The organism is Echinicola salinicaeni, assembly GCF_014280965.1.
Classification (GTDB): domain Bacteria; phylum Bacteroidota; class Bacteroidia; order Cytophagales; family Cyclobacteriaceae; genus Echinicola; species Echinicola salinicaeni.
This window is the reverse complement of record NZ_JACODZ010000006.1, coordinates 137,753-163,250: the sequence shown is the minus strand read 5'-3', so window position 1 is coordinate 163,250 and position 25,498 is coordinate 137,753. Positions and strand designations below refer to the sequence as shown.

The window sequence follows — 25,498 nt, the reverse complement described above, 5'->3', positions numbered from 1 at the left end:
ATCCATTACTTTGGATCCAAGATGGCGTCAATCCGAGCCAATAAATCTTCCAGATGGAATTTAGAAACTTTATCGGAAGTCCTAGGGATGGCTGCTTTGATCTTTCTTTTTAAGGTATTTAGTTCTGCTCTAACGATAGGCCTAATATCGGATTGGGATGCATCTATCTGCCTGCCTCTTCCAGAAGCTTCGTTGTTTAATAAGTATTCAAGTCTTTCGATATGGGCACGCTGAAGGCTTCTTCTAAAAACATCGATGGTCTTACCTGCATCTAGTTCAGTCCATATTCCAGTTCTTAAATCGTCAAAAAGATTTAGCATGTCATAGGCTTCAGCTCCATTGAGAGCGGTGTTTTCAATCACCCTTGCTAGTCTGCCCCAATCTAAGATACTATTCAATATATTGGCTTGGGAACTGCGAATCCTGTCTGTATATCCAAAATCCTCCGTTCTTTCAATGATCTTCTCATCAATTAACCATGTAGGTGTGTGGAATAATTGATCGTTAAGGAATGAAACAGCCGCTTTTTGAGTGTCTTTATCCACATGAGTATATACAGCTTTGTCTTGTCCTGCAGAATGGTAAACTTCATAAACACCACCTATATTGGTCCGGACATGCCCCATATATCTATTGAACTGGGTAAGTACTTGACCGTACATTTCTTCTAAATCTTTGAAGTTTTTAAATGGTTGATCTTCCTCAGCTGACCAATCGATTAGATTTGGCATGATCCTCTTGAGGTTTTTTATTCCATATTCAGAGGCTTTCATGGAATTGTCTCCCAAGTCTTCGTTTTGGGCACTTGGATCATAGGAATTTCCTTGACGACCGTATCGATAAAGCGGGTTATCATTTTTTGATAATATCCATTTGTCCAAAGTGCTTTGTTCATCCTCTGGCGTTTCAGCATCCAAAATAGGTCTATAACCCCAATTGACAGCGTATTTATCATAAGGACCTACATTGGGGAAAAGGTTTACACCTTCGTCCTCAGGCTGGGCGATATAATTAAATCGCGCATAGTCCATTATGGATGGGGCGGTGCCGTATTTTTGGGTGAAAGAAGCACTTCTTAAAGAGTCCACAGGATAGGCATGGGAAGAGGCAAAGTTATGGGGAAGCCCCAAGGTATGGCCTACTTCATGTGCTGCCACAAAGCGGATCAATCTGCCCATGACCTCATCTTTAAATTTCACCCCTCTTGCATCTGGATTCACTGCCGCTGTTTGCACAAAGTACCAGTTTCTTAATAGGTTCATTACATTATGAAACCAACCAATATCAGATTCAATAATCTCTCCAGATCTTGGATCGGAAACATGAGGGCCATAGGCATTTTGGATATCTGAAGCGAAATAGCGAATTACAGAATAACGGGCATCTTCAGGGCTCCAGTCTGGGTCCTCTTCAGGACTTGGGGCATACTTTGCTTGTATAGCATTTTTAAAGCCTGCTTCTTCAAAAGCTACATTCCAATCCTCAACACCTTTTTTGATAAAAGGCGCCCAGTTTTCGGGAGTGGCCCGATCGATATAATAAACTATGGGCTTTTTGGGCTCAACTAATTCTCCTGCTTTGAATTTTTCAATATCCTCCTCTTTTACCTCAAGTCTCCAACGATCCAGATAAGTTCTTTTAGCTGCTTTCTGTTCATCTAATCCATAATCTTGGACTGTAGTGGTAAACCAACCTACCCTTTGATCATGAAGTCTTTTTTTCATCGGTTCTTTGGGAAGTAGCACCATGGAGGAGTTCATTTCCACGGTAATGGAGCCCATGCTGCTGTTGGAAGGTGGGGCAGAAGCCTCATAAGTCATTATATAGCGGTTCTCAATATTGATAGGATATGGCGTGATCCTTTCTATATAGGACTTATCAGTACTTAGCCTGGAGACTTTATAGGCTTTTCTTCTGTAATCAGGTAGTCCTATGGTTTTAATATCTTTGGAATATAGGTCAGTTACCTCAATGACCACTCCGCTGCTATCTTTTGCGATAGCTTCGATATCAAATTTGTAAATGATCGGTTCGAGATTGGAATTTTTGACCGCATTATAGATAGGTAGAGAATCTGCAGCCGTGTTGTTATAGGATACTTTTTTCAGTAAAATATCATTTCCATTTCTATCCCAGCGTATGACTTGGGTATTGGCCCGTTCGCCACCATACCCCATACCGTCGGCTGTTTTTGCTATGGTTGTAACAACCAACATTTCGCGTCCCATCAGGCTATCGGGAATTTCGTAATAGTACTTTTCCTCGATTTGGTGTACGGTAAAAAGTCCCGCTTTGCTCTTGGCTTCTTCAGTGATTACCTTGGAGTAGGGCTTTATTCCATTTTTGTTCTCTTTGGGTTTTGGAGTTGCTGTCTCTTCTTTTTTATCTTTTTTCTTTTTGCGTTGGGCAAGGGCTTCATGATTGTTAAAGATTGCTCCCAAGGCCAGGGAACAGATCAATAGCCCCCTGATAAAATTGGGGTGGAATTTGTTCATATATGCTTCGATAATTAAAATTTGTATATAAATAAACTCAGCTTATTTATAAGAAGGGAGTAAAAATAAAAAAATTATATAAATGGTATATGGTAGGCCCTTATTGTTACCAGTTGAGACTTTTTGTCTTTTTGATGTATTAATTAATCAATGGAGATTAATCCGTGAAAAGTTAGTAAATATACTCTTTTGGTATTTGATATTTAAAGGGAACAAATTGCTTGAAATTGAAAGTGATTCACAACTATCTTAAATATTTCAGGATTATTAAACCAATCCTATAATGATTAAGGTTTCTTATAATCTGAAGATTTAAATTGCTAAGGCATGGAAAAGAAAAAAGGACAACTAATTAGTTGCCCTTTTAAAGGAATGGGTTTATTACGCTTCTTTAGTGCCTTCTGGATAATAATGATTAACATCTCTTTGTGGAAATGGAATCTCAATATTGTTCTCTTCAAAAGCTTCTTTGATTTTCTCCATATTGTCAAAATATACTGGCCATAGATCGGCGGCATCTGACCAGATTCTAGCGACCAAATCCAATGAACTGTCCCCGAAATTGGTAAAGAAGACAACTGGTGCTGGATCTTGGTGAATTCTTTTATCCTGGGCAAAAACATCCATCATGATTTTTCTGGTTTTCTTCAGGTCGGTACCATAAGCGACGCCCACTTTGATCTCAGATCTTCTTGTAGGTTTATTGGACATATTGATCAAATCGGAATTCGCTAGGGTTCCATTAGGGATGATAATGTCTTTATTGTCAAAGGTCTTCATCTTCGTATAAAGAATATCAATGGATTCCACTACGCCCAAATGCCCTTTTGCCTCTATGACATCATCCACTTTGAATGGCTTAAATAGTAGGATCAAGACGCCTCCAGCAAAATTGGCCAATGAACCCTGAAGAGCCAAGCCAATGGCCAAACCAGCGGCACCTAAAATGGCGACAAAAGAAGTAACTGGAATACCTATTACATAGGCAATGGTCAAAAATAACAGTACATATAATAACGCACTGGTTAGGCTCATTAAGAAGTTGGTAAGCGAAGGGTCAGGTTCCCTTTTGGCAATTACCGCCTTCATAGAGTTTATAATTTTATTGATGATAATCTTACCTACAATGAAGATAAGAATTGCATAAATAATACTTGGAACAATGCTCATTAAGAGCTCTATTCCTTGATCATAAAAGGTCTGTAAAGTTTCGGCATTAATATCCATAAGTTAAAAGGGTTGATTTTTGTGTGTTAAATTATTTAAAGAAATGGCTAAAGAAAATTCAAAATCCGAAGCTTCCATAATTTAGTTTATTTATGGAAAATTATAAACTTGAACTAATATTAAAAACAGATTATTTTGAAGTTTTTTGATAAAATTATTCTATTTAATCAGTCGTGAAACAAAACTATACATTTTTCCTCTAATCAGCGAAACAAATAGTTGTTTGAACGATCCGTTTCTTAACACAGCAGTACTTTAGGGTCTGGGCAGTTGTTTCTATATTTCTCTATGTCTTTACTCGCGCATACCCCTGGATAGTCGCCTTCATTTCCTTCCAGGTCAGCAATTAATTGGAAATGCAAATGTGGCGGCCAATCCCCATTTTCAGGATAAGAACCAATATGGCAAAACACCCGACCGGCAGAAATTCTCTGTCCTTTCTCCAAGCCCACTAAATCTGACCGCTTAAGATGCCCATAAAGCGAGTAAAAGACTTCTCCAAGAAGCTGGTGTTCCAAAATAATTACTGGCCCATAATTGCCAAAGGTACCATTGTCCTGAAAGCTATGAACTTTTCCATCTATTGGCGCATAGATTGGCTGTCCTGCTTTAGCCCAAATATCAATCCCTAAATGTACGTTCCTGAAGTTCTCTTTGGATTTTCCGAAAACCTCACTTCGCTGATAAATGGCCCTTGGCTCCATATATCCTCCAATGCCAAAATGCTTTCCATCGTGCTTTAGCTTGCCAAACACATATTCGCTGAACTGTTCGGTATCTTTAAGGTCCAATAGCTTTAAATCAGTATTGGCAGCAGTAAAATCCAATTCGATAGAGTTTTCAGCTGTCAATTTTATTCCCATTATAGGGAAGTGTCTTTTTTCGCTAAGAATTTTGATGATATTAAGCATGCAGGATAATTTGCAGAAAGATACAAATTTTGCTTGCAAAATGTTAACTTTATAATACATGCAACAATTCAGGTTTCCACAACTTATTGATCTCAAACAGGCCTATCAAAGGATCATGGCCTATATTCATCATACGCCAATAATGACCTGCAATGCTATTGATGAAATAGCGGAATGTCAGTTGTTTTTTAAATGCGAGAACCTGCAAAAGGTGGGCGCATTTAAGGCGCGTGGAGCTACCAATGCCATCCTTAAACTCCCCCCAGAATTACGAGAGAATGGTGTAGCTACCCATAGCAGTGGGAACCATGCTGCAGCACTATCCCGGGCAGCAAGTGAAACGGGTACAAAAGCTTTTATTGTTATGCCTTCCAATGCCCCTGAGATCAAAAAGGCTGCTGTGAAAAGTTATGGAGGGGAAATTATTGAATGTGAGCCCAACTTGAAAGCGAGGGAAGAGGCCTTGGAAAAGGTTGTCAAAGAAACTGGTGCTGCTTTTATCCCTCCTTATGATTATATGGATGTAATCGAGGGACAGGCTACTTGTGCATTGGAAATGTGGGATGAAGGAATTCCATTTGATGCAATTGTTGCTCCGGTAGGTGGAGGAGGTTTACTCGCAGGTACTGCCTTGACTACTCACTTTCTTTCTCCAAAGACGCTAGTTTATGGAGCAGAGCCAAAAGGGGCTGATGATGCCCAGAGAAGTTTTAAGGCAAAGCATATCATTCCCATGGAAAATCCTAAAACCATAGCAGATGGTCTTTTGACATCTTTGGGTGAACGTAATTTTATTTTGATCTCCAAATATGTCAAAGATATTTTTACCGTTACTGATGAAGAAATTATTGCTGCAATGCGACTGGTTTTTGAGAGAATGAAACTTGTTATCGAACCAAGTAGTGCAGTTGCTCTTGCAGTAGTATTGGCCAATAAGGAGGTCTTTAAAGATAAAAAAGTAGGCATTATTATTTCTGGAGGAAATGTGGATGTCAGTAAGTTGCCATTTTAGTTTTTTAATTTCAGGTCCAAAAATAGACAATAAAAAAACCGGCCATAAGACCGGTTTTAAACTGCTTCACTTTTTCAGTCTATTTGGCTGTTACACCATATAGTTCTTTTAATCTATCTACTGTATAATCGACTTCTTCTATGGTATTGAAGCGGCTAAAGGAGAACCTAACAGCGTCTCTTTCTGGGCTGGCATTCAAAGCCTTCAATACGTGTGATCCTACGGTAGCTCCGCTGCTGCAGGCTGAACCTCCCGAAGCAGATATGCCGCTAAGGTCCAAATTAAACAACAACATGCCGCTATTTTGCTCTGAAGGAGGAAGACTGACATTTATAACGGTATAAAGGCTTTTTTCCATATTGGCAGAAAGACCATTGAACTCCACTCCAGGAATATCCTCCTTTAAGCGCCCTATAAACCTAGTTTTTACCTGCTCAATATGCTTTTGATGTGCAGCCATTTCTTCATAGGCCAATTCAAGCGCTTTGGCAATCCCCACTATGCCATATACGTTTTCAGTGCCACCACGCATATTTCGCTCCTGTGCTCCTCCATATATAAACGGACGAATTTTCTTTTTCTTATTCAGATATAAAAATCCTGATCCTTTGGGTCCATGGAATTTATGGCCTCCAGCCACAAGGGCATCTATCGACAAGTTCTTTAGATCATGAGTATAATGCCCCATTGTCTGCACGGTGTCTGAATGGAAAAACACTTCATATGCTTTGCATATTTCCCCGATGGTCGCTATATCATTGATATTGCCGATCTCATTATTGGCATGCATGATGGAAACCATGGAGTTCGGGTGGGATTTTATCCATTCGGTGACATGGTTCATGTCGATTTCACCCTTATCATTGATTTCAACATAGCTGAGCTTAATCTTCCCTGCTTTTTCACACATTTCTAGCGTGTGAAGCACGGCGTGGTGCTCAATAGGAGAAGTCAAAACTTCCTTTATGCCAAAACTTTCGATGGCACAGACCAAAGCAGTATTATCTGCTTCAGTTCCTCCTGAGGTGAAGAAAATTTCTCCTGGGCTAACATTAAGCAATTCAGCAACCTTTTTCCGAGACCTTTCAATTGCTGTCCGTACTTCTCTGCCATGTGAGTGAACGGATGATGGATTTCCATAATTCCCAGTCATATAGGGGAGCATGGCTTCCAGCACCCTTTCATCAAGGGCAGTAGTAGCTGCATTGTCAAAATAAACTTTCATTCTCTTTTGTATACTTGGGTTGATTACTTGGCCAATGAAATGACCTCTTTGATATCGAGGATCAGTTTATTGGCCAAATGTTCGGCAGTTGCCTGACTTTCTGATTCAGAATAAATCCTGATAATGGGTTCGGTATTGGATTTACGCAAATGAACCCATTCTTTATCAAATTCTATTTTTACTCCATCAATTTCATTGATCGGATGCTTACTGTATTTTCTGGTGATCTCATCCAGAATCGAATCAACATCAATTTCAGGAGTAAGCTCAATTTTGTTCTTTGAAATATAATAATTTGGGTAAGTTGCTCTTAGTCTACTGGCTGTCTTTCCAAATTTAGCTAAATGCGTTAAGAACAAACCTATCCCTACCAAAGCGTCGCGACCATAATGGGAAGCGGGGTATATTACGCCGCCGTTGCCTTCGCCGCCTATAATAGCATTGGTTTCCTTCATTTTGTTCACGACATTGACCTCACCAACAGCTGCCGCATTATACACTCCTTGGTGCTTTTCAGTCACATCCCGTAAAGCTCTAGTAGAGCTTAAGTTGGAAACAGTATTTCCGGGAGTTTGGGATAATACATAATCAGAAACAGCTACTAAGGTGTATTCTTCTCCGAATGGCGTGCCATCCTCAGTCAAGAAAGCCAATCTGTCCACATCTGGATCCACTACAATTCCAAGGTCAAACTTGCCATTATGCAATTTCCCTGAGATGTCTCTTAAGTTTTCGGGCAATGGCTCAGGATTGTGGGGGAAGTAACCATTAGGTTCACAATACATTTCTTCTACATGTTCTACTCCCAATGCTGTCAATAACTTAGGCAAAGCCAAACCGCCTGTTGAATTGACACAGTCAATTACTACTTTGAATTTTCTGGCTGCAATAGCCTCCTTATCTACTAGATCAAGGTTGAGTACATGTTCGATATGTCTATCTAGATAATCATCTACAGGAGTGTAGGCTCCGAGCTTTTTAACTTCTGCAAATTTGAAATCTTCTTTTTCGGCCTTTTCCAGTACTTCTTTACCGTCCTGATCGGAAATGAATTCTCCTTTGTCATTGAGCAGCTTTAAGGCATTCCATTGAACGGGGTTGTGGCTCGCTGTAAGGATAATTCCTCCGCCGGCTTTTTCCAGTGGGACTGCAAATTCTACAGTTGGCGTGGTGCTCAACCCAAGATCAATAACATGAATTCCCAATCCTTGAAGTGTGGCGGTAACCAATTTGGATATCATATCTCCTGATATCCTGGCGTCTCTTCCTATTACGACTTTAGGATTATTGGTTTTTTCTAAAATCCAAGCACCATAAGCAGAAGTGAATTTTACCACATCCAAAGGGGTCAGGGCTTCCCCGGCTTTTCCTCCGATAGTTCCTCGAATACCGGAAATAGATTTAATTAAAGTCACTGATTGCGTGTTTATTTGATAGGTTAAAGAAAAAATCCCAATTTCTAAAATAGAAAATAGGAAGGGTTATTAATAGTTGATTATTTGAATTTCGCCATTACTTTATTGACTTCGGAATCTGGGTTGCCGCATTGTGATTCATCGTCTACTTTTTTGCCACAATAGCTACAAGTTTCTCCTTCCTTATTTAAATAGGGGTTCTGAGAAGCACAAGTTCCCTTAAACTGTCCATTTTTCAAAAATATCAGTCTTACTGACATTAAGATGAAGAATAGGGCCAAGAAACCTAAAGTCAAATATACAGTTGTCATATCCAATTAATTTGCACAAATTTACGTAATACTTTGAAAACGTCCACATAATAAGATTAGTTTCCCCTTTTCTCATGTCTGAAATTTCCTCTCGCCAAAAACAACTGGAAGCCTTTGACCGGCTGCTTACTATTATGGATGAACTCAGGGAACAGTGTCCTTGGGATCGGAAACAGACGATTGATAGCTTAAGGCACCTGACGATCGAAGAGACCTTTGAGCTTTCGGATGCCATTTTGGACAATGACCTTGAAGAAATCAAGAAAGAGCTTGGTGATATTCTATTGCATATTGTTTTTTATGCTAAAATAGGTTCCGAGAAAAAAGCTTTTGACATAAGCACAGTAATCAATAGTCTCTGTGAAAAACTTATCAGAAGACATCCTCATATATATGGAGATACAGAAGTTCAAGACGAGGAGGCAGTCAAGCAAAATTGGGAAAAGATCAAGCTGAAAGAAAAAGGGAATAAAAGTGTGCTTGGTGGAGTGCCTCGGTCTTTGCCTGCGCTTATCAAGTCCATGAGAATCCAAGAAAAGGCCAGAGGTGTTGGTTTTGATTGGGAAGAGAAAGGCCAAGTTTGGGATAAAGTGGAGGAAGAAATGCAGGAATTCAAGGCTGAATTCAATGCAGCAGAAAACAAGACGATCGATAAGGATAAAGCAACTGGTGAATTTGGAGACCTTTTATTCTCACTGATCAATTATGCCAGATTTATTGATATCAATCCAGAAGAAGCACTTGAGAAAACCAACAAAAAGTTCATACACCGATTTCAGTACCTTGAAAAATCCGCAAGCGATTCTGGGAAGAAATTGCAGGATATGAGTCTTTCTGAAATGGATAAATTCTGGAACGAGGCTAAAAACCAATAAAAAATATAATTTTATTGGGTGATATAATTTTTGAGAAGCAATTAATTTTTACTTTTGATCTAATTATCGGAAAACAAGCCAAATAACCCTTAGTTTGCATTTTACCATTGATTAACAAGAATCTTCCGTTTTGGCAAAAACAGATATAATTACCCGGTTTCTAATCTGGAGGCTCAAACACATCAGCACCAAGAATTTTGTTCTTATTCTTAGTGGTGTAATTGGTATTTTAACAGGTCTGGCAGCGGTAATTCTTAAAGAGTCTGTTCACTTTATACAGCATTGGTTATTCGAAACGCTTCAAATTGAATATGCCAATTTCTTTTTCATCCTCTACCCGATGATAGGGATTTTCTTGACTTATATAGTGGGCAAGTATATCGTAAAAGATTATGGAGGCCATGGTATTCCTGATATCCTGTATAATATCTCGAAGAAAAACAGTCTGATTCCACGGGTGAAAATGTACAGTCGTGTGGTTACGTCTTGTCTTACTGTTGGGCTTGGAGGGTCTGTGGGACTTGAGGCCCCGATCGTGGTTACAGGATCGGCCATTGGTTCTAATTCTGGTAACCTGATGCACCTCAATGCCAAAAAGAGGAATATACTTATTGGTTGCGGGGCTGCAGGTGGTATATCTGCCATCTTTGGTTCTCCTATCGGCGGGGTGATATTTGCCATAGAAGTTATTTTACTGGAGGTTAATGTAGGTGCCTTCATCCCTCTCTTGATTGCTTCGGTGATGGGTTCACTGACTACCATGGTATTGATCGGCAATGATGTGATTTTCTCTTTTAATATTACAGATGAATTTATTGCCGCGCATACGCCGTTTTATCTGGCCTTAGGTATCATTACTGGGATTGTTTCCGTTTATTTTAATCGCTCAGTTTTAAAGACTGAGAGTATGTTGGAGAACTTTAAGAATCCATGGTTGAAAATTCTCTATGGTGGAGGAGTTTTGGGGCTGTTGATATTTTTCTTTCCTCCGATATATGGTGAGGGTTATAATACCTTAAATTCATTGATTTCTGGAGATCCTTCAAACCTACTTGATAGAAGTCCTTTCTTCTCTGAAATAGATAATAATTATTTCATCCTGGTATACCTATTATTGATCATTATCTCGAAACCAATAGCGGCGGCATTGACCATAGGTAGTGGTGGTAGCGGAGGGATTTTTGCTCCTTCATTATATGTGGGTGGAATCACTGGGTTTCTCTTTGCTTATTCAAGTAATTTTTTTGGTGGCTACATTCCGCTTCCTGTAGCTCATTTTACCTTGGTAGCCATGTGCGGGGTGATGAGTGGGGTGCAGCATGCGCCTTTGTCGGCGATATTCCTTATTGCCGAAGTCACAGGTGGTTATGAGTTATTTGTGCCATTAATGTTGGTATCAGCTATCTCCATGGCCACTGCAAGTTATTTTAATAAGAATTCGCTTTATAGAAGTCAATTAATAGAGCAAGGAAAGCATATCCCTGAAACCAAAGATGAGCAAGTACTAGATCTGATTGATATCCGTAGGATTATGGAAAAAGATTTACTTCCTATTCATCCTGATGCCAGTCTCAAGGATCTTTGTGGCTTAGTGAAGCTTTCCAAGCGGAATATTTTTCCTGTCGTCGATGGTGAGGGACAGCTAAATGGGATCATTACACTGGATGATATCAGGGATATAATGTTTGACAAGGAAAAACAGGAAGCTGTGCAAATCAGACAAATCATGCATAGTCCACCTGATAGTATTCAGCCCGCTGAAGGCATGCGTGAAGTAATGGGTAAATTCGAAAAGTCAGGTGCATGGAACCTGCCTGTGGTAGATAATGGTAGGTATCTAGGTTTTATAAGTAAGTCTAGGATATTCAATGCGTACCGTACTAGGCTCATTCGTCAGCAGCAAGAGTAAATAGTCATAAAATAATATTCTGTTCTCAGGTTATCCACGGGTTATCCCAGATTGGGAAAACGTAATAATTTCATTTACAGTTGTTTATCCACAAATTGATATTTTTAAATTTTATATAAAATACTGATTTACAGATGATTAATAATAGCTTTAGAGGTGGTGTGGATAAGTGTGGATAATTGTGGATAAAAAATCATTGAGAAATTAGGTGCTATTCTGGTGGCTTTTAATGCATGTAAATTCTTTCAGATTAGGGGTTTTTGCTAGTGTCTTTGGGTGTTTAATTTAGATAATTCAGAATAAAATACAAGTGGAAATATCCAATACATTTTTCTGTATATAAAATGATGTCTGGTGATTAGTACCAGTAGGTGTTGGTTATTGATATTTAATACGTTGATTCGGAGAAATGGAATTTAAACTAACTTGAGGTTTTTACAATCTGGAATTTGACAATCTCCATACAGCACCAATGAATGGCTGGTAATGGCTGAAGAAAATTCCTTGCCCATTGCCTCTTTTATAGCATTGATTCGTTCATCAGAAAACTCCCTGATTTTTCTACATTGGTTGCACACATGGTGGTCATGATGCTTGTAGGTGAGGGCTTGCTCATAAAGCGCCACCTTGTCTTTAAACTGGTGTTTTACTGCCAAGCCACATTCCACCAAAAGGTCCAAAGTGTTGTAGATCGTAGCCCGACTAATAGAATAGCCTTTGTTTCTCATCAGTAAAAAAAGTCCCTCAACGTCAATATGTTCGTCTTGAGGTAATGCATATAATTCATCGATAACAGAAAAGCGTTCAGGCGTTTTTCTGCTTCCTTGTCTCAATAAAAAATTTTCAAATATTTTTTTTGCTTTTTCTAAGATAGACTTTTCTGCCATAACATCAATTTACTAAAAAATAAAGATGCAGGATTTTTTAGATTTTATCAAACTAAGCATTATATCTCCAAGCGATCTAGCCTTATTTGCTTTCAATCTAAATTAGCATAAGGAGGACAAAATTGGTTATATCTAAAACTTCATTAATATTGGCCACATCGTCTGCGGCGGAGACTTTTAAATATTTTTTTATTTTAGGTAGATAATATTAAATTGGTTTTGTATGAGCCTAAGGAAGTTTTTGATTCCCATATCCATCTTATTATTTTTCTCACTGGAAAGTTGGGCTCAGGTGCCGGGTTTTTATATGAAGGAGGATAAAAAGAAGACCCTCATTCCTTTTCAGAATCATAATAACTTAATTATTCTGCCAGTATCTATCAATGGTGGAGAAGAGATGAATTTCTTGATAGACACTGGGGTGAAGTCTAATATTCTTTTTAGTAAAAGCTTGGGTGACGAATTAGGATTATACTATACCAGAACGCTTAATCTTATGGGGGCTGATGGAAAAACTGTCCTCACGGCCCTTGTTTCTCCCAATAATACCATAGATCTAGGTCCAGTAGAGGGGACAATCCAGGCAATTCTGGTCCTTACAGAAGACTTTTTGGAATTGGAGAAAGTGATAGGAGTTCCTATACATGGTATTTTGGGTTATGAATTTTTTAAATACAATCCGGTTAAGATTAACTATGATGTCAATTATCTGACGTTTTACAGGGCAGATAGGATGAAGAGGAAACCTTTTGGCTACAGAAAGATTGATTTGGAATTTGATAATTATAAACCCTATGTAGCCGGTACTGTAAATCAAATTGAAGGGCCCGATTTGAATGGAAATTTTCTTATTGATACAGGGGCCAATCATGGCCTTTTACTTAATAGGGAAACTTCAGAAGAAATTGTGCTTCCTCCAAAGAATATTGAAACGGATCTTGGACGGTCTTTGGGTGGCGATCTTTATGGATACGCTGGACGGGTAGAAAAGTATTCCATAGGAAAATTGAAATTCAAAAAAGTGGTTACTTCTTATCCTGACGAAACTGAATTTTCATCCATTATTATAGAGTCGGGTAGGTTGGGGAGTTTGGGATCTGAATTGCTATCTCGAATGCAGATTATCATTGATTATCCTAGAGAGCAGATGTACTATAAAAAAGGATCAGGTTTTCATGCTCCTTATAATTATGATATGAGTGGGCTGAAAGTCCGGATGACGAGTGCGGAAAACGGACGGTATTATGTTAGCAGTGTACGTGAAAATACGCCAGCTTCAAGAGCTGGGATTAAGGCCGGAGATGAAATTATTGCCATTAATTTATTACCTGTTGAATATTGGGAGTTAGCTGAAATCAACGATCTACTACGTTCAGAAGAGGGCAAGGAAATACATTTTACCATCATCAGAAATATCAGGAACAGTTTGGTGGAGCTAAAAAAATCCTTTATCCTCAAGAAACAACTCTAGGTAAGCTAATCATATCCTTTGAAGATTATCCACTATTTTTCTATAATTTCAAGCGAAATAAACTAAATTTAAAATACCTTTTTTAATACATATTATATTCCACACAACAGATCACCTATGGCACCATGCTTATTGACCGCTGTTAGGTTTAAGGCTAACAATTTCCAAATAGCTTTTTTAAGTGAAGGGTTTATCAAAGATAAACCAGAGGTAACTGAACAGGAAATCAACAAAATATTCCCCGCCTTACCACACAATGCACTTGAATTTATTTATCAGCAAATACATCAACATAAAACTATTGATACCTATTTACTTGTAGGGGATGGAAGTTTTGAAAAAGTGATCATCCAAGGTAATCTCATAAGTCATGAAGATTCAGAGTTATTGAACATCATGATTTCTCCGGATAATAATTTCAATGGAGAGGATGCCTGGATTTATGACCGAGAGGCTAAATTAATCATTCCTACTGCTGATTTTAATGGCACAATAAATAGTGTAAAAGAACTTGTTCGTCACCTCCAAGTGCTGACTCCTGAAATGAATGAGAAAGAGTTATATCAATTTTTGGAGGATGATTATAAAAATTTATTAGACTATACTCAAATCACCATCAATAAGGAGCAGATTTGTCCTGCTAGTAATCAATACAGTCTTATCCAACTTTTTCATGCCGAATACATTTCTATAGACAAAGATGCAGTCTCTCTGGACCTGACAATAAAAGAAAGGCCTTCTGCTGTGTTTTTGGAGCAACGGGAAGAAAACAATGAATTTAGGGCATACGGAAGTTTCTCCTCTCTGCTAGGTCAATCAAATGAAGTAATAAATATTTCAAGCGAAGAAGATTGGGGAGACTATATCTTTCCCGAAGATTACGAAAAGCTGTTTTTAAAAGATGAACGTCAAGAAGATATTAAAGCACCTGTCTTTTCATATTACAGGTTAAAGCACTCTGAAAAAGACTTTATATATGTTCAGGAAACCGCTAGAATATTTGAAGATCGACGTACTTCAAAAAGAATCACTGTTAGGATCATTGAAGATATTTCTGATATCGATGAGTTGAGTAGTGGTATTGCCCTAGATGATGATCATCATATTCCTGGTCAAATACCCTGTATGGTTTACCTTTTTGAACAAAATCATGATGGTAGTCAGAAAATAATTTTTGCCAATGGGGTGGCTAATGAATTACTTGGAATCAGTCCTGCTCACCTAATGAAGGGACGGAAAGCCCTTATGGATTTCATTCATCCGGAAGATTTGCCAAGTGTAGTAGAACAAAATATAGCAACATACATTAGTCAAGACAATGTTGAGCAATACTTTAGGGTGATAAGTCTGGAAGGACAGATTAAATCAATATTCTCCACATCAAGCAAATTTAACAGCTCTGAAAAAAATAAAGTCCGCGTGGGCTATTTGATGGATATTACCTACCATCGTGAGGTGGAGATCAGGAATAAAAAGCACCTCGAACAGTTTCAATCCATATATGACAATAGCCCCTTGGCCATTATGAATTTTGACAAAAATGGGGTGATTAGAAGTGTAAATAAAACATTGCTGAGAAAGCTAAATATAGACGATGCCAGTATAATCATCGGGAATAATATTAGGAATTTTGCCACAAATGGAGATATAGATCAAGCTTTTTTTGAAGCTTTTAAGATAGGGAAGGGCCATTATGAAGGGCCTTATTTATCATCAATGAATAATAGCCATTTTTTTATTAGGCTTACTGTTGAGAAAATGGAGTATGAACAAGGTTACCAAGCTTTTTTTGAGGATCTGAGCCAAAAGGAATATACCCAGCTGATCATGAATGATGTGGCTGAAATCTCTGCTAGATATAGTGACAAGGAATTTTTTAATGAAACCGTTAAACTTATCACTAAGAAGCTGGATATGTCTTATAGCATTATAGGGGAATATCTCCCTGAAGTTAATGCTGTCCAGTCTTTGGCTATGGCAGAGAATGGCAAATTAGTGCCCAATATCAGGTATTCATTAGAAAATACCCCATGTGAAAGTTCCCTTTTTGGTGAAGATAAAATAACCATCTATGATGATCATGTTGGTGATATATTTCCTTGTGATACAATGCTTCAAGATATGAATATCCAGTCATATTGTTCAACGGGAATTCACGATAAGAATGGTAAAAAGATAGGGATCCTTTTGATCATGGATACCAAGGCGCTAAGCAATCGACTGGGTATAAAAAATATACTCACCATTTTAGGAGATAGAATAGGTGCTGATCTTCAAAGAATCAAGAATGAACAAAAGTTATTAGAATCGAAACAGCTTTATCAAAGTGTGGCGGAAAACTTTCCTAAAGGTACCGTAGATGTCTTGGACAGGGAGTTAAGATATATTTATACAGAGGGAAATGAATACAAAAAGCTGAAAATAGATCCACAAAATTTAATTGGCTCCTATCATTTGGAGAAGTATGATGAGCAAACAGCTGCTTACGCTAAGCGCCAATTGGATAAAGTATTGATGGGGCAAACGGTGATATATGAAGTTAACCTCAGTGATCAAATTTATAAGAAAACAGGTGTTCCTCTAAAAAATGAAGATGGTGAGGTTTTTAGAGTTTTACTGGTCACACAAAATATAACCCAAGCGAAGAAATCAGAGATAGAGCGAGAACGATTAATTAAAGATTTGTCCAACCATAATGATGAATTGCAGCGGTTTGCTTATATCGTTTCCCATAACCTTAGAGCACCAATTGTAAACATTACCTCGCTTTTGGATCTATATGATGAAGAGGAGCCAAATAGCCCAGAGAATGTTGAGGTCATTGATAATTTGAAATTAACAGTATCCATTCTAAATTCTACATTGACTGACTTAATTGAGGTCGTATCTTTTAGGAAGCAAAAGATTTTGAAGGTGGAAGAAATCTACTTGAATGATCTGATGAGCAATCTAGAAAAGAGCATATTCAAGCAATTAAAAGAGGCAAAGGTGAAGATCCACAAAGACTTCAGGGCTGAAAAGGTCAATTATATCCACAGTCATATAGAAAACATTTTGATGAATTTTATGACCAATTCCATAAAATACAGTCACCCGGATCGCAGCCCGGAAATTTGGATTGAATCTTTCATGCTAAATGACCACTTTGTACTGACTTTTAGAGACAATGGAATCGGGATAGATCTAGAGAAATATAAAGACAGAATTTTTGGATTATACCAGCGCTTTCATTCTCACATTGAGGGTAAAGGCTTAGGTCTATATTTAGTGAGAGAGCAAATAAGATCTCTGGAAGGAGAGATATTTATCGAAAGTGAATTGGGTGAAGGAACCTGTTTTAAAGTAATGCTGAAAAACTTGATCCTTTCAGATAAACAAGTCGATGTTACAGAGACCTCTTAGAGGTCATTATGGAATTTTACCAAACCCTAGCCGATCTTTTGCGTGATTATATCTAAATTCGTGTAACAGATTAACACAAACTATGAAAAAAGCGATAATTCCAATTCTTATCATTGCAGTGGTAGGTATTTTTGTCTACACAAAAGCTGTAGGAACTTACAACCAATTTGTGCAAACGGAAGAAAACATCAATGGCAAATGGGCCGAGGTGGAGACACAATATCAGAGAAGATCTGACCTGATTCCAAATTTGGTTAATACGGTAAAGGGCTATGCAGATTTTGAAAAGGAAACTTTGCAAGGTGTTATTGAAGCCAGAGCAAAAGCTACTTCTGTAAACATCAATGCAGATGAATTAACACCAGAAAAAATTGCACAGTTTCAGCAGGCCCAGGATCAGTTAAGTGGAAGTTTGAGCAGATTATTAGTGGCTGTGGAAAGGTATCCAGACCTAAAAGCCAATCAGAACTTTTTGGATTTGCAAGCGCAGTTGGAAGGTACTGAGAATAGGATAGCAGTAGCTAGAAGGAATTTCAACCAGTCTGTACAATCATATAATTCCAATCTTAGAACTTTCCCGAACAATATATTTGCCGGTTGGTATGGTTTTGATAAAAAAGGCTATTTCGAAGCGTCCGAAGGAGCAGAAAATGCACCGAGTGTAGAATTCTAAAATTGATTCATTCAGCTGTCCGGAATTATTTCCGGACAGCCAAAATATAAGGCCATGGCCGAAAAGTTATTTACAAAAGCACAAAAAGAGCAAATCATTGCAGCTATCAAAGCTGCAGAGGTGGAAACAAGTGGAGAAATTCAAGTGCACCTTGAAAGTCATTGTAAAGAAGATGTGTTGGACAGGGCGGCAGACGTTTTTGCTATGCTCAAGATGCACAAAACTAAACTTCGAAACGGAGTATTGTTTTATCTAGCTGTTGAAGATCATAAATTTGCCATTCTTGGAGATGGAGGGATTAATGCATTAGTTCCAGATGATTTTTGGGAAGGGATTAAAACTGAAATGCTCCAATATTTTAAACAGGGAAAATATACTGAAGGCTTGGTTACTGGCATAGAAATGTCCGGTAAGGCCTTAAAAAAACATTTTCCTTATGATCCCGATACAGACGAAAACGAACTCTCCGATGAAATTTCCTTTGGATAATATGCTTGCCAAGAGATTACCTTTATTTACCCTTTTATTTTTTCTTTTTATTAACCTGTTGATGGCCCAAGGGGATTTTCCTGAAAGACCCAATCCGCCCAAGCTTGTAAATGATTTTACCAATACCCTTTCCAGTACAGAGCAAGCTTCATTGGAGCGTAAGCTGGTAGCCTATAATGACAGTACATCTACACAGGTAGCAGTGGTGCTGTTAGGCTCAGTAGGTCAATACGATATTAGCGATTATTCTTTCCAACTGGCGGAAAAGTGGGGGATTGGACAAAAAGGAAAGGACAATGGTCTATTGATTTTGGCAGCCATGAAGGATAGAAAAGTGTTCATAGCGACTGGTTATGGGATGGAAGGAGCTGTTCCTGATGCATTGGCAAGGAGAATTGTGGATAACTTAATCGTGCCGGCGTTTAAAAGAGAAGCTTATTATGATGGATTGGATCAGGCTACTTCGATGATTTTTAAGTTGGCCAGCGGAGAGTATGATGCTGAAGATATTGAGAAAAAAGGAAATCATGGAGGGGCCATTTTCTTTGTGCTTTTCTTTATTGTGGTGTTTGTGATTCTTCCATTATTGAAAAACAGAAATGATAATGATAACCATATGGGAGGCCGCGGTGGCGGCGTCGATCTTTTCACCTCGTTGATGTTGATGAATCTGCTAGGAGGAGGTCGTCGCAGCGGCGGAGGATTTGGAGACTTCTCAGGAGGCGGGGGCAGCTTTAGCGGAGGTGGAGGATTTGGTGGCTTCGGTGGAGGCAGCTTCGGTGGCGGGGGAGCTGGAGGAAGTTGGTAATGAAACTATGAGTTTTATAAAAACAGGTTGCCCAATATTTATTTGAGACAACCTGTTTTTTATATTTCTTGCTGAAATAAGTCACGACTCTTTTTTTAGTTTCTTGCTAGTGCCACATCCTATGTTTTTTGTTAAGTCAACCTCCTCTGGAATTCCTCCAAAACCTTCACTATAGTCCCATTCTTGTTCCTTAGGACTGGGATTTTCCTTTTTACTTTTCTTCTTTTTCATATATGAATTTACGAATTATAATAAAGTGAGGTTTAAGCTTCTTTTTTGGATTTACATTAATTAAAATCAATCGGATTGATGCTACAGGTCTAGCTGACGTCAGTCAGCTTAACACAGAAAAAACTTATTTGTGTTTTGTGAAGGATATTAAACTATTAACAGCAACTTATATCGGAGCTGCTATTATACATCAATAAATAAAATACGAGATTTTTGAATAAATTATTTAAATAAAGATTTGGAGACTTATTTAGTCTAAAAGAATAACTTTTTGAAAATTCGATAAGGCGTAAATGATTAGGGAAAATTTTTTATAAAAATGAATAAGTAAAATTTTGTTGAATCATTTAAATCATTAAATAAATTTTATTAGATTGAATCAGTTATTTTAACAAATTTCTACTAAATTTTTCGTTTTGCTCTAAATGTCTTCTTCCAGTATAAAAATAAATTCGTTTAATTATGATTCCGTCAATAATTGGTGGAATGATTTGAGGCATGGAGAAAAATCGGGGTTAAAATCAATTTATGCCTTCTATGTGGAGGATATGTATAAATATGGGATGGCAATCCATAACAATAAAAGTTTTGTAAAGGATTGTGTCCAAGAAGTTTTTGTTAGTCTTTGGAAGTATAGGGGCAATCTGAGAGAAGGAGTGAATGTTAAGCAATATCTTTTTAAGTCCCTGAGTAATAGAATTCAAAAGGAGATAGCTAAGGAATCTAAATTATATCATTCCAATGCTATTGACAGTTTTGAATTTCGTTTTCAGTCTGAATCATTTGAAAAACAGATTATCGATGAACAGCAAAAGTCGAGTATTCAAAAGAAATTATTCAGCAGCTTGAGTTCCCTTCCCAGTAGGCAGCGGGAAGTAGTGCATCTGTTATTTTTTGAAAATTTGACCTATGAAGAAATTTCTGAATTAATGGGAATTAATTTAAGGTCGGTATATACGCTTGCATGGAAAGCAATATCGAGTCTAAAGAGAAGCTTGATATCCTTCTTAATAGTTATTTTTTACAGTGTTTTTTAATAGTCCTATTAATATATTTCTAACGCTAATTATTGTTTCAGCCTATTCTGCTAATGATTGATTCGTTTATTCTTTGGATTTAGGCAACCAGATTATGCTTTTTCTATAGCAGGGAATTGCAAGTTCTCGAGTAGACATTATTTATGAAGTACGATTTTTTGAGAGTTGTAATTTTCTGTTTTTTAGGTATTTATAAAATAAATTTAATTTTTTTCTTTTTGGAGGGATAACTTTTAGCTATTGCCGACTTATATAAATGAATACGTTAATTATGGATATTTCTAATTTTTCAGTTGAAGATTTTGTTTTGGATGCCCGGTTCAGAAGCTGGGTTTTAAAGCCAACGAGTTCCTTAAATGAGCAGTGGGATTCTCGTATTGCAAAACATCCCGCGAAAGTCAAGGACATTGTTGTTGCGAGAGAGCTTGTACTCAAGTTGGCACAGAAGAACACTAGTATTACAAAATCTGAAATACAGGAGATGTGGGAAGGTATTGATGGTAAGATAGATGAAGAAGATCAGGATTCGACGCACGAGCCAAAGGTGATTTATCTTAATTCAGCCAGTGTAATTTCCCAATATAATGAACTTTACAGGCCAAATTTCAAATCACAGTGGAAAAGGGTTGCAGCTATATTGGCCATTTGCTTTGGTTTGAGTGTTATGGCCAATTTGCTCTTTTCCCAAAACGAAGAAGCAATAGCCCCTGTAATTTCTTTTACTGAATTCAGTACTCCTCCAGGTGTAAAATCATCATTAAGATTATCAGATGGATCAGTTATAAAACTTAACTCCGGAAGTAGGGTCAGGTATATGAAGGATTTTACTGCTGAAACCCGTGAGGTTTTTCTTGAGGGTGAAGCTTATTTTGAAGTGGCCAAGGATGCTGCCAGGCCATTTATAGTCCATACGGGGAATACGTCAACAACAGCTCTGGGTACATCATTTAATATCAGATCCTATGAAGGTGAGGAAAGGGAAGTGGCCTTATTGACCGGTAAAGTTGCTGTAATGGACAATGTACTTAATAAGAAAGTTTATTTGAAGAAGGGTGATGGGGTAAAGCTGAATCCTGAAAAGGACAAAATGGAACTCTTTAGATATAACAAAGAAATTACGACTGCTTGGTTGAATAAGAAAATAATTTTTGATAAGACTCCTATTAATGAAATGGTAAGAACCTTGGAAAATTGGTATGGTGTTAAAATTAGCTTATCGCAGATTAATAAAACTGATTTGTGGGTATCAGGTACTTATACCAATGAAACCTTAAGCAATATATTGGAGGGACTTAGTTATACAGCACGTTTTGATTACGAGATCAATGATAGTGATGTGAAAATAAAATTCAAGCAATAAAGAAAGCCTATGAAATAAAACTTGACAACAAAACACTCAAAAAGAAATGAAGAATCCGAAACTGCGCTAACAGTCTCGGATTGCAAGTGGTATCTGGATTGCAAATCGCCAAACCCGCATCCAGATGATGTTAAATCAAACAGATTATCAATCAATTCAATTAACATTACAAATATATGAACAAAAGGATACTTATTCACATAACCTACATGACAAAGCTCTTTATATATGCTTTTGTGATTCAGGCATTTTCGATGAGTTTCCTGTGGGCAAATGACAGTAAATCACAGGTTAAGAGTATCGAAAACGTACAAGTCAAAGTTGGATTTAGTGAGACATCATTGTTAGAAGCTTTTGATAAAATAGAAGAAGTTTCGGGATTCAATTTTGTCTATACTAATAGAGAATTAAAAGGAATTGGGGCCATTTCCATTAATCAGGGAAATAGAAGCTTATATGATCTTTTAATAGATATTGCATTGCAAACTCAATTGGAGTTTAAGCAGGTCAATCAGAATATCCATGTCAAGAAATCGGCCAATGTTTCAAGAAGTATACAACCTGTAGTTATAGCAGATATTACTGTAACAGGTACAGTATTGGACCCAAATGGAGAACCATTGCCAGGTGTAACCATCACTGTTCAGGGAACCACAAAAGGTACCGTGACTGATTTGGATGGTAAATATAGTATTACTGTTTCAGAGGGGGTAGAGCTAGTTTATTCTTTTATTGGGTACAAGTCTCAGGTGATTCAAGTGGGGAATAGTGCTGTAATTAATATAACCATGGAGGAAGATGCCCAAGCTTTGCAAGAAGTCGTGGTCGTTGGTTATGGAACTCAAAAAGTGACCAATCTTACAGGTGCGGTGGATGTTGTTGATGGAGAGCTTATAGAGAGTCGTCCTTCTCCGACTGTATCACAATTACTACAAGGAACTTCTCCGGGCCTAACGTTTAATGTAGGCAATTTTGGGTTCCAGCCAGGAGCAAGTATGGGAATCCAAATCAGAGGTATGGGATCTATAAATGGTGGAGGAGAACCTTATATTATTATTGATGGTATTCCTGGGGATATGAATCGGCTTAACCCAAATGATATAGAGTCTATTTCCGTTTTAAAGGATGCTGCAGCTTCAGCTATTTATGGTTCGAGGGCACCATATGGGGTAATCGTTATCACGACAAAATCGGGTAGAGGAAAACTAAAAGCGTCTTACTCGGGTAGTGTTTCTGTGGCAACACCACAAAATTTACCTAGCATGCTTAATTCTTATACCCATGCCCGTGTAATCAATGAGGCGGGTACTGCTGTACCTGGTGCAGGAGGAAGATTCTTTAGAAATGAAATAGTGGATAATATTATCGCCTTTCAGGAAGGTGATTATGATTTTCTAAGGAGTCGTCCAAATTTTCCAGCAGATGCAACCTATTTTGAAACTACTCCTAATCTTAATAACACGAACCAGTGGGGTTTTAATCAATTTGGTAATGCCAATAGGGACTGGTTTGACGAGTACTATGGTAAAGGTTTTATCCAAAAGCACGATGTAAGTATTTCAGGAGGTTCAGAAAAAACTTCCTATTATTTCTCGGCAGGTTTGTTTGGCCAGGAGGGTGTTCTGAATTATGGTACGGATACCTTTAACCGATATAATATCATGGGTAAAATCACCACTTCTATAACTGATAATTGGGATTTTACTTATCAGCCTAGATTTTCCAAGCAGGTAAGGGAGATTCCAAATATGGACCGTCAGGGCTCTTATGATTTGATTTTTCATCAAATCGCTAGGACCATGCCTACTAATGCAATGTATGATGGTTTTGGAAATGTAATGATCCAGTCAAAAATCCCATGGGTCAATGATGCAGGTACCGATGTCACTGAGACCGTAGAGAACTGGCATAATTTTGCTACTGATTTCAGACCTGTAGAAGGATGGACCATTCATGCTGACTTTGCTATGAGAAATGTGGACCAATTCTATCAAAGTAAAGAACTTACTGTTTATGATCATTTGGTGGACGGAACGGTCACTCCAAGTGGAAATACCTTGCCCAGTAATATTCGATCTACTCATTACAGCAATAATTATTGGACCACCAATATTTACTCTTCTTATGACTTTAAGGTTGGAGAGGACAATAACTTCAAAGTGATGGGAGGTACCCAGTTTGAGCGTTTCAAAAATCGCAACTTAACAGGTTTTAGAACAAACTTATTGGTACAGGATGTCCCTTCATTAAATACGGCAGATGGGGAGATCCAAATGAGTGAGGGTTTACAGACTATCAGTACCCAAGGTTATTTTGGTCGATTTAATTATAATTATAGAGAAAAGTATCTATTGGAAGCCAATGCCCGCTATGATGGTAGTTCTAGATTCCGTAAAGGAAAGCGATGGGGGTTCTTCCCTTCCTTCTCATTGGGTTGGAATATAGATAAAGAAGTATTTTGGGAACCTATTAGTAATGCGGTAAATACTTTTAAAATCCGAGGTTCTTGGGGAGAGTTAGGAAACCAGAATACAGCCCCTTATCAAGATTTATTATTGATACCACTTTCAGGAAGTGCAGTAAACTGGATTTTTGATCAAGGAGGTAGCAGGCCTATTGGCTTTGCAGGTACACCTGCTTTGATAAGTCCAGACTTAACTTGGGAAACTGCTAGGACGATTGATATCGGTACGGATATGTCCTTCTTTGACAAAAAATTGAAGCTTACATTTGATTGGTTTGAGCGAACTACTTTTGATATGATTGGCCCAGTATCCCCAGTGCCAGGAGTATTGGGAGCAGGATTGCCTGCTTCAAATAATGCTACTTTGCAGTCACGGGGTTGGGAGAGTACCATCTCCTGGAATCAAACACTTTCAAATGGCTTAAGCTATAATGTAGGTTTTAATATTTATGATAGTAAGGCAGTGATTACTGATTACCTCAATCCGAATGGGGTATTGAGTGATTGGTATGAAGGAAGAGAACAAGGTGAGATTTGGGGCTATACTGCGCATGATCTCTACAGAACACAGGAAGATGTGGATTCCTATACTGCTGAGAAAGATTTGACACCATTGGTTGGAGGTCTGGCCTGGAATACCGGAGATGTCAAGTATTTGGATACAAATGGTGATGGTGAGGTAAGTCCGGGGGCAAACACCTTGGAGGATCATGGTGATCTAAGCATTATTGGTAATACCACGCCACACTATCAATTTGGTTTAAACCTTGGAGCTGCATATAAAGGATTTGATCTTTCCATGATAATACGAGGTGTCGGGAAGAGAGATTTATGGTTTAATAGCGCCCAAAATATATTTTGGGGTTTCAGGACAGGTAACCAATCCTCTTTATTCCCTGAACATCTAGATTATTTCCGAGATCAGGTAGGGGATAAATATACTGGTTTATATGAAGGGGAAGCTAATTATAATTTGGATGCCTATTTCCCTAGACCATATATCAATAATGCGCAGAATAATAAAAACCGTATTGTGAACTCCAGGTATTTGCAAAATGGAGCTTATGTAAGAATCCAAAATGTACAGGTAGGTTATACGTTGCCGAGCGGTGTTTTGGATAGGTTAAAGTTGAGCAATTTTAGGGTGTATGTTTCTGGAGAAAACCTGTTTACTTTTAGTAGTCTACCGGTAGGGATAGATCCTGTGGCGGTAAGCAGTAGTTGGGGAGCAGGTAAAACCTATGGTGCAGACAGGATTGTTTCATTTGGATTACAGGTTTCTTATTAATCAAAAAG

At 38.0% G+C, this 25,498-nt stretch carries 19 protein-coding genes; 11 read left to right on the top strand and 8 right to left on the bottom strand.

Annotation, left to right across the window (positions count from 1 at the left end; genetic code table 11):
• Window positions 1-5: 5 nt before the first annotated feature.
• From H7U17_RS12800 to H7U17_RS12790, 3 genes are all read right to left on the bottom strand, one after another.
• Window positions 6-2,495, bottom strand: coding sequence for a zinc-dependent metalloprotease (locus H7U17_RS12800; RefSeq protein WP_186757133.1), 2,490 nt, complete (start codon window positions 2,493-2,495; stop codon window positions 6-8).
• A 381-nt stretch (window positions 2,496-2,876) separates the two neighbouring features.
• Window positions 2,877-3,722 carry a mechanosensitive ion channel family protein gene (locus H7U17_RS12795; protein ID WP_186757132.1) on the bottom strand — a complete coding sequence of 282 codons (846 nt, stop codon included), beginning with the start codon at window positions 3,720-3,722 and terminating at the stop codon, window positions 2,877-2,879.
• Window positions 3,723-3,961: 239 nt separating this feature from the next.
• Window positions 3,962-4,633, bottom strand: coding sequence for a peptidoglycan DD-metalloendopeptidase family protein (locus H7U17_RS12790; protein WP_186757131.1), 672 nt, complete (start codon window positions 4,631-4,633; stop codon window positions 3,962-3,964).
• 58 nt (window positions 4,634-4,691) lie between these two features.
• Between H7U17_RS12790 and H7U17_RS12785 the strand changes: the two genes are divergently transcribed.
• Entirely contained in the window at window positions 4,692-5,645 is a 954-nt protein-coding gene (locus tag H7U17_RS12785) for a pyridoxal-phosphate dependent enzyme (protein WP_186757130.1), read from the top strand.
• Between the two features lie 79 nt (window positions 5,646-5,724).
• On the opposite strand, the gene H7U17_RS12780 is transcribed toward H7U17_RS12785, so the two are convergent.
• The 3 genes from H7U17_RS12780 to H7U17_RS12770 form a co-directional block, all read right to left on the bottom strand.
• Window positions 5,725-6,870, bottom strand: coding sequence for a cysteine desulfurase family protein (locus H7U17_RS12780; protein ID WP_186757129.1), 1,146 nt, complete (start codon window positions 6,868-6,870; stop codon window positions 5,725-5,727).
• A gap of 23 nt (window positions 6,871-6,893) precedes the next feature.
• Window positions 6,894-8,285: a phosphoglucosamine mutase gene (gene glmM, locus H7U17_RS12775; protein ID WP_186757128.1), complete on the bottom strand. Its 1,392-nt coding sequence runs from the start codon at window positions 8,283-8,285 to the stop codon at window positions 6,894-6,896.
• Between the two features lie 80 nt (window positions 8,286-8,365).
• A complete protein-coding gene (locus tag H7U17_RS12770) occupies window positions 8,366-8,596 on the bottom strand; it encodes a hypothetical protein (RefSeq protein ID WP_186757127.1) in 231 nt (76 codons plus the stop codon).
• Window positions 8,597-8,670: 74 nt separating this feature from the next.
• Here H7U17_RS12770 and mazG point away from each other — a divergent pair, with 74 nt between their 5' ends.
• Both mazG and H7U17_RS12760 read left to right on the top strand, forming a co-directional pair.
• A complete protein-coding gene (gene mazG, locus H7U17_RS12765) occupies window positions 8,671-9,471 on the top strand; it encodes a nucleoside triphosphate pyrophosphohydrolase (RefSeq protein ID WP_186757126.1) in 801 nt (266 codons plus the stop codon).
• A 130-nt stretch (window positions 9,472-9,601) separates the two neighbouring features.
• A complete protein-coding gene (locus H7U17_RS12760; RefSeq protein WP_186757125.1) occupies window positions 9,602-11,380 on the top strand; it encodes a chloride channel protein in 1,779 nt (592 codons plus the stop codon).
• A 416-nt stretch (window positions 11,381-11,796) separates the two neighbouring features.
• Here H7U17_RS12760 and H7U17_RS12755 read toward each other — a convergent pair whose 3' ends face one another.
• On the bottom strand, window positions 11,797-12,267 hold the full coding sequence (locus H7U17_RS12755) for a Fur family transcriptional regulator (protein ID WP_186757124.1): 471 nt from the start codon (window positions 12,265-12,267) through the stop codon (window positions 11,797-11,799).
• Between the two features lie 223 nt (window positions 12,268-12,490).
• Between H7U17_RS12755 and H7U17_RS12750 the strand changes: the two genes are divergently transcribed.
• The 5 genes from H7U17_RS12750 to H7U17_RS12730 all read left to right on the top strand — a co-directional run bounded on the left by H7U17_RS12750 (window position 12,491) and on the right by H7U17_RS12730 (window position 19,110).
• The gene (locus H7U17_RS12750; RefSeq protein WP_186757123.1) at window positions 12,491-13,738 is read left to right on the top strand and encodes a retropepsin-like aspartic protease; all 1,248 of its coding nucleotides are present in this window, start codon (window positions 12,491-12,493) and stop codon (window positions 13,736-13,738) included.
• 117 nt (window positions 13,739-13,855) lie between these two features.
• On the top strand, window positions 13,856-17,140 hold the full coding sequence (locus H7U17_RS12745) for an ATP-binding protein (RefSeq protein ID WP_186757122.1): 3,285 nt from the start codon (window positions 13,856-13,858) through the stop codon (window positions 17,138-17,140).
• Window positions 17,141-17,222: 82 nt separating this feature from the next.
• Window positions 17,223-17,813, top strand: coding sequence for a LemA family protein (locus H7U17_RS12740; protein ID WP_186757121.1), 591 nt, complete (start codon window positions 17,223-17,225; stop codon window positions 17,811-17,813).
• Between the two features lie 54 nt (window positions 17,814-17,867).
• Window positions 17,868-18,302, top strand: a complete 435-nt coding sequence (locus H7U17_RS12735; protein ID WP_186757120.1) for a TPM domain-containing protein — start codon at window positions 17,868-17,870, stop codon at window positions 18,300-18,302.
• Window positions 18,283-19,110 (top strand): TPM domain-containing protein, encoded by an 828-nt coding sequence (locus tag H7U17_RS12730; protein ID WP_186757119.1) that lies wholly within the window; start codon window positions 18,283-18,285, stop codon window positions 19,108-19,110. The genes H7U17_RS12735 and H7U17_RS12730 overlap by 20 nt, the downstream gene beginning before the upstream one ends.
• Before the next feature lie 81 nt (window positions 19,111-19,191).
• On the opposite strand, the gene H7U17_RS12725 is transcribed toward H7U17_RS12730, so the two are convergent.
• Window positions 19,192-19,341 (bottom strand): hypothetical protein, encoded by a 150-nt coding sequence (locus tag H7U17_RS12725; RefSeq protein WP_186757118.1) that lies wholly within the window; start codon window positions 19,339-19,341, stop codon window positions 19,192-19,194.
• Window positions 19,342-19,766: 425 nt separating this feature from the next.
• Here H7U17_RS12725 and H7U17_RS12720 point away from each other — a divergent pair, with 425 nt between their 5' ends.
• The 3 genes from H7U17_RS12720 to H7U17_RS12710 all read left to right on the top strand — a co-directional run bounded on the left by H7U17_RS12720 (window position 19,767) and on the right by H7U17_RS12710 (window position 25,490).
• Window positions 19,767-20,378: an RNA polymerase sigma factor gene (locus tag H7U17_RS12720; RefSeq protein WP_186757117.1), complete on the top strand. Its 612-nt coding sequence runs from the start codon at window positions 19,767-19,769 to the stop codon at window positions 20,376-20,378.
• A gap of 256 nt (window positions 20,379-20,634) precedes the next feature.
• Window positions 20,635-21,738 carry a FecR family protein gene (locus tag H7U17_RS12715; protein WP_186757116.1) on the top strand — a complete coding sequence of 368 codons (1,104 nt, stop codon included), beginning with the start codon at window positions 20,635-20,637 and terminating at the stop codon, window positions 21,736-21,738.
• Window positions 21,739-21,947: 209 nt separating this feature from the next.
• Window positions 21,948-25,490, top strand: coding sequence for a SusC/RagA family TonB-linked outer membrane protein (locus tag H7U17_RS12710; RefSeq protein WP_186757115.1), 3,543 nt, complete (start codon window positions 21,948-21,950; stop codon window positions 25,488-25,490).
• Window positions 25,491-25,498: the final 8 nt, after the last annotated feature.

Bases quoted from the DNA above. Each gene is read 5' to 3' on its own strand.
- H7U17_RS12800 (WP_186757133.1), bottom strand. From the start codon at position 2,495: ATGAACAAATTCCACCCCAATTTTATCAGGGGGCTATTGATCTGTTCC.
- H7U17_RS12795 (WP_186757132.1), bottom strand. From the start codon at position 3,722: ATGGATATTAATGCCGAAACTTTACAGACCTTTTATGATCAAGGAATA.
- H7U17_RS12790 (WP_186757131.1), bottom strand. From the start codon at position 4,633: ATGCTTAATATCATCAAAATTCTTAGCGAAAAAAGACACTTCCCTATA.
- H7U17_RS12785 (WP_186757130.1), top strand. From the start codon at position 4,692: ATGCAACAATTCAGGTTTCCACAACTTATTGATCTCAAACAGGCCTAT.
- H7U17_RS12780 (WP_186757129.1), bottom strand. From the start codon at position 6,870: ATGAAAGTTTATTTTGACAATGCAGCTACTACTGCCCTTGATGAAAGG.
- H7U17_RS12770 (WP_186757127.1), bottom strand. From the start codon at position 8,596: ATGACAACTGTATATTTGACTTTAGGTTTCTTGGCCCTATTCTTCATC.
- mazG (WP_186757126.1), top strand. From the start codon at position 8,671: ATGTCTGAAATTTCCTCTCGCCAAAAACAACTGGAAGCCTTTGACCGG.
- H7U17_RS12755 (WP_186757124.1), bottom strand. From the start codon at position 12,267: ATGGCAGAAAAGTCTATCTTAGAAAAAGCAAAAAAAATATTTGAAAAT.
- H7U17_RS12750 (WP_186757123.1), top strand. From the start codon at position 12,491: ATGAGCCTAAGGAAGTTTTTGATTCCCATATCCATCTTATTATTTTTC.
- H7U17_RS12745 (WP_186757122.1), top strand. From the start codon at position 13,856: ATGGCACCATGCTTATTGACCGCTGTTAGGTTTAAGGCTAACAATTTC.
- H7U17_RS12740 (WP_186757121.1), top strand. From the start codon at position 17,223: ATGAAAAAAGCGATAATTCCAATTCTTATCATTGCAGTGGTAGGTATT.
- H7U17_RS12735 (WP_186757120.1), top strand. From the start codon at position 17,868: ATGGCCGAAAAGTTATTTACAAAAGCACAAAAAGAGCAAATCATTGCA.
- H7U17_RS12730 (WP_186757119.1), top strand. From the start codon at position 18,283: ATGAAATTTCCTTTGGATAATATGCTTGCCAAGAGATTACCTTTATTT.
- H7U17_RS12725 (WP_186757118.1), bottom strand. From the start codon at position 19,341: ATGAAAAAGAAGAAAAGTAAAAAGGAAAATCCCAGTCCTAAGGAACAA.
- H7U17_RS12720 (WP_186757117.1), top strand. From the start codon at position 19,767: ATGTCTTCTTCCAGTATAAAAATAAATTCGTTTAATTATGATTCCGTC.
- H7U17_RS12715 (WP_186757116.1), top strand. From the start codon at position 20,635: ATGAATACGTTAATTATGGATATTTCTAATTTTTCAGTTGAAGATTTT.
- H7U17_RS12710 (WP_186757115.1), top strand. From the start codon at position 21,948: ATGACAAAGCTCTTTATATATGCTTTTGTGATTCAGGCATTTTCGATG.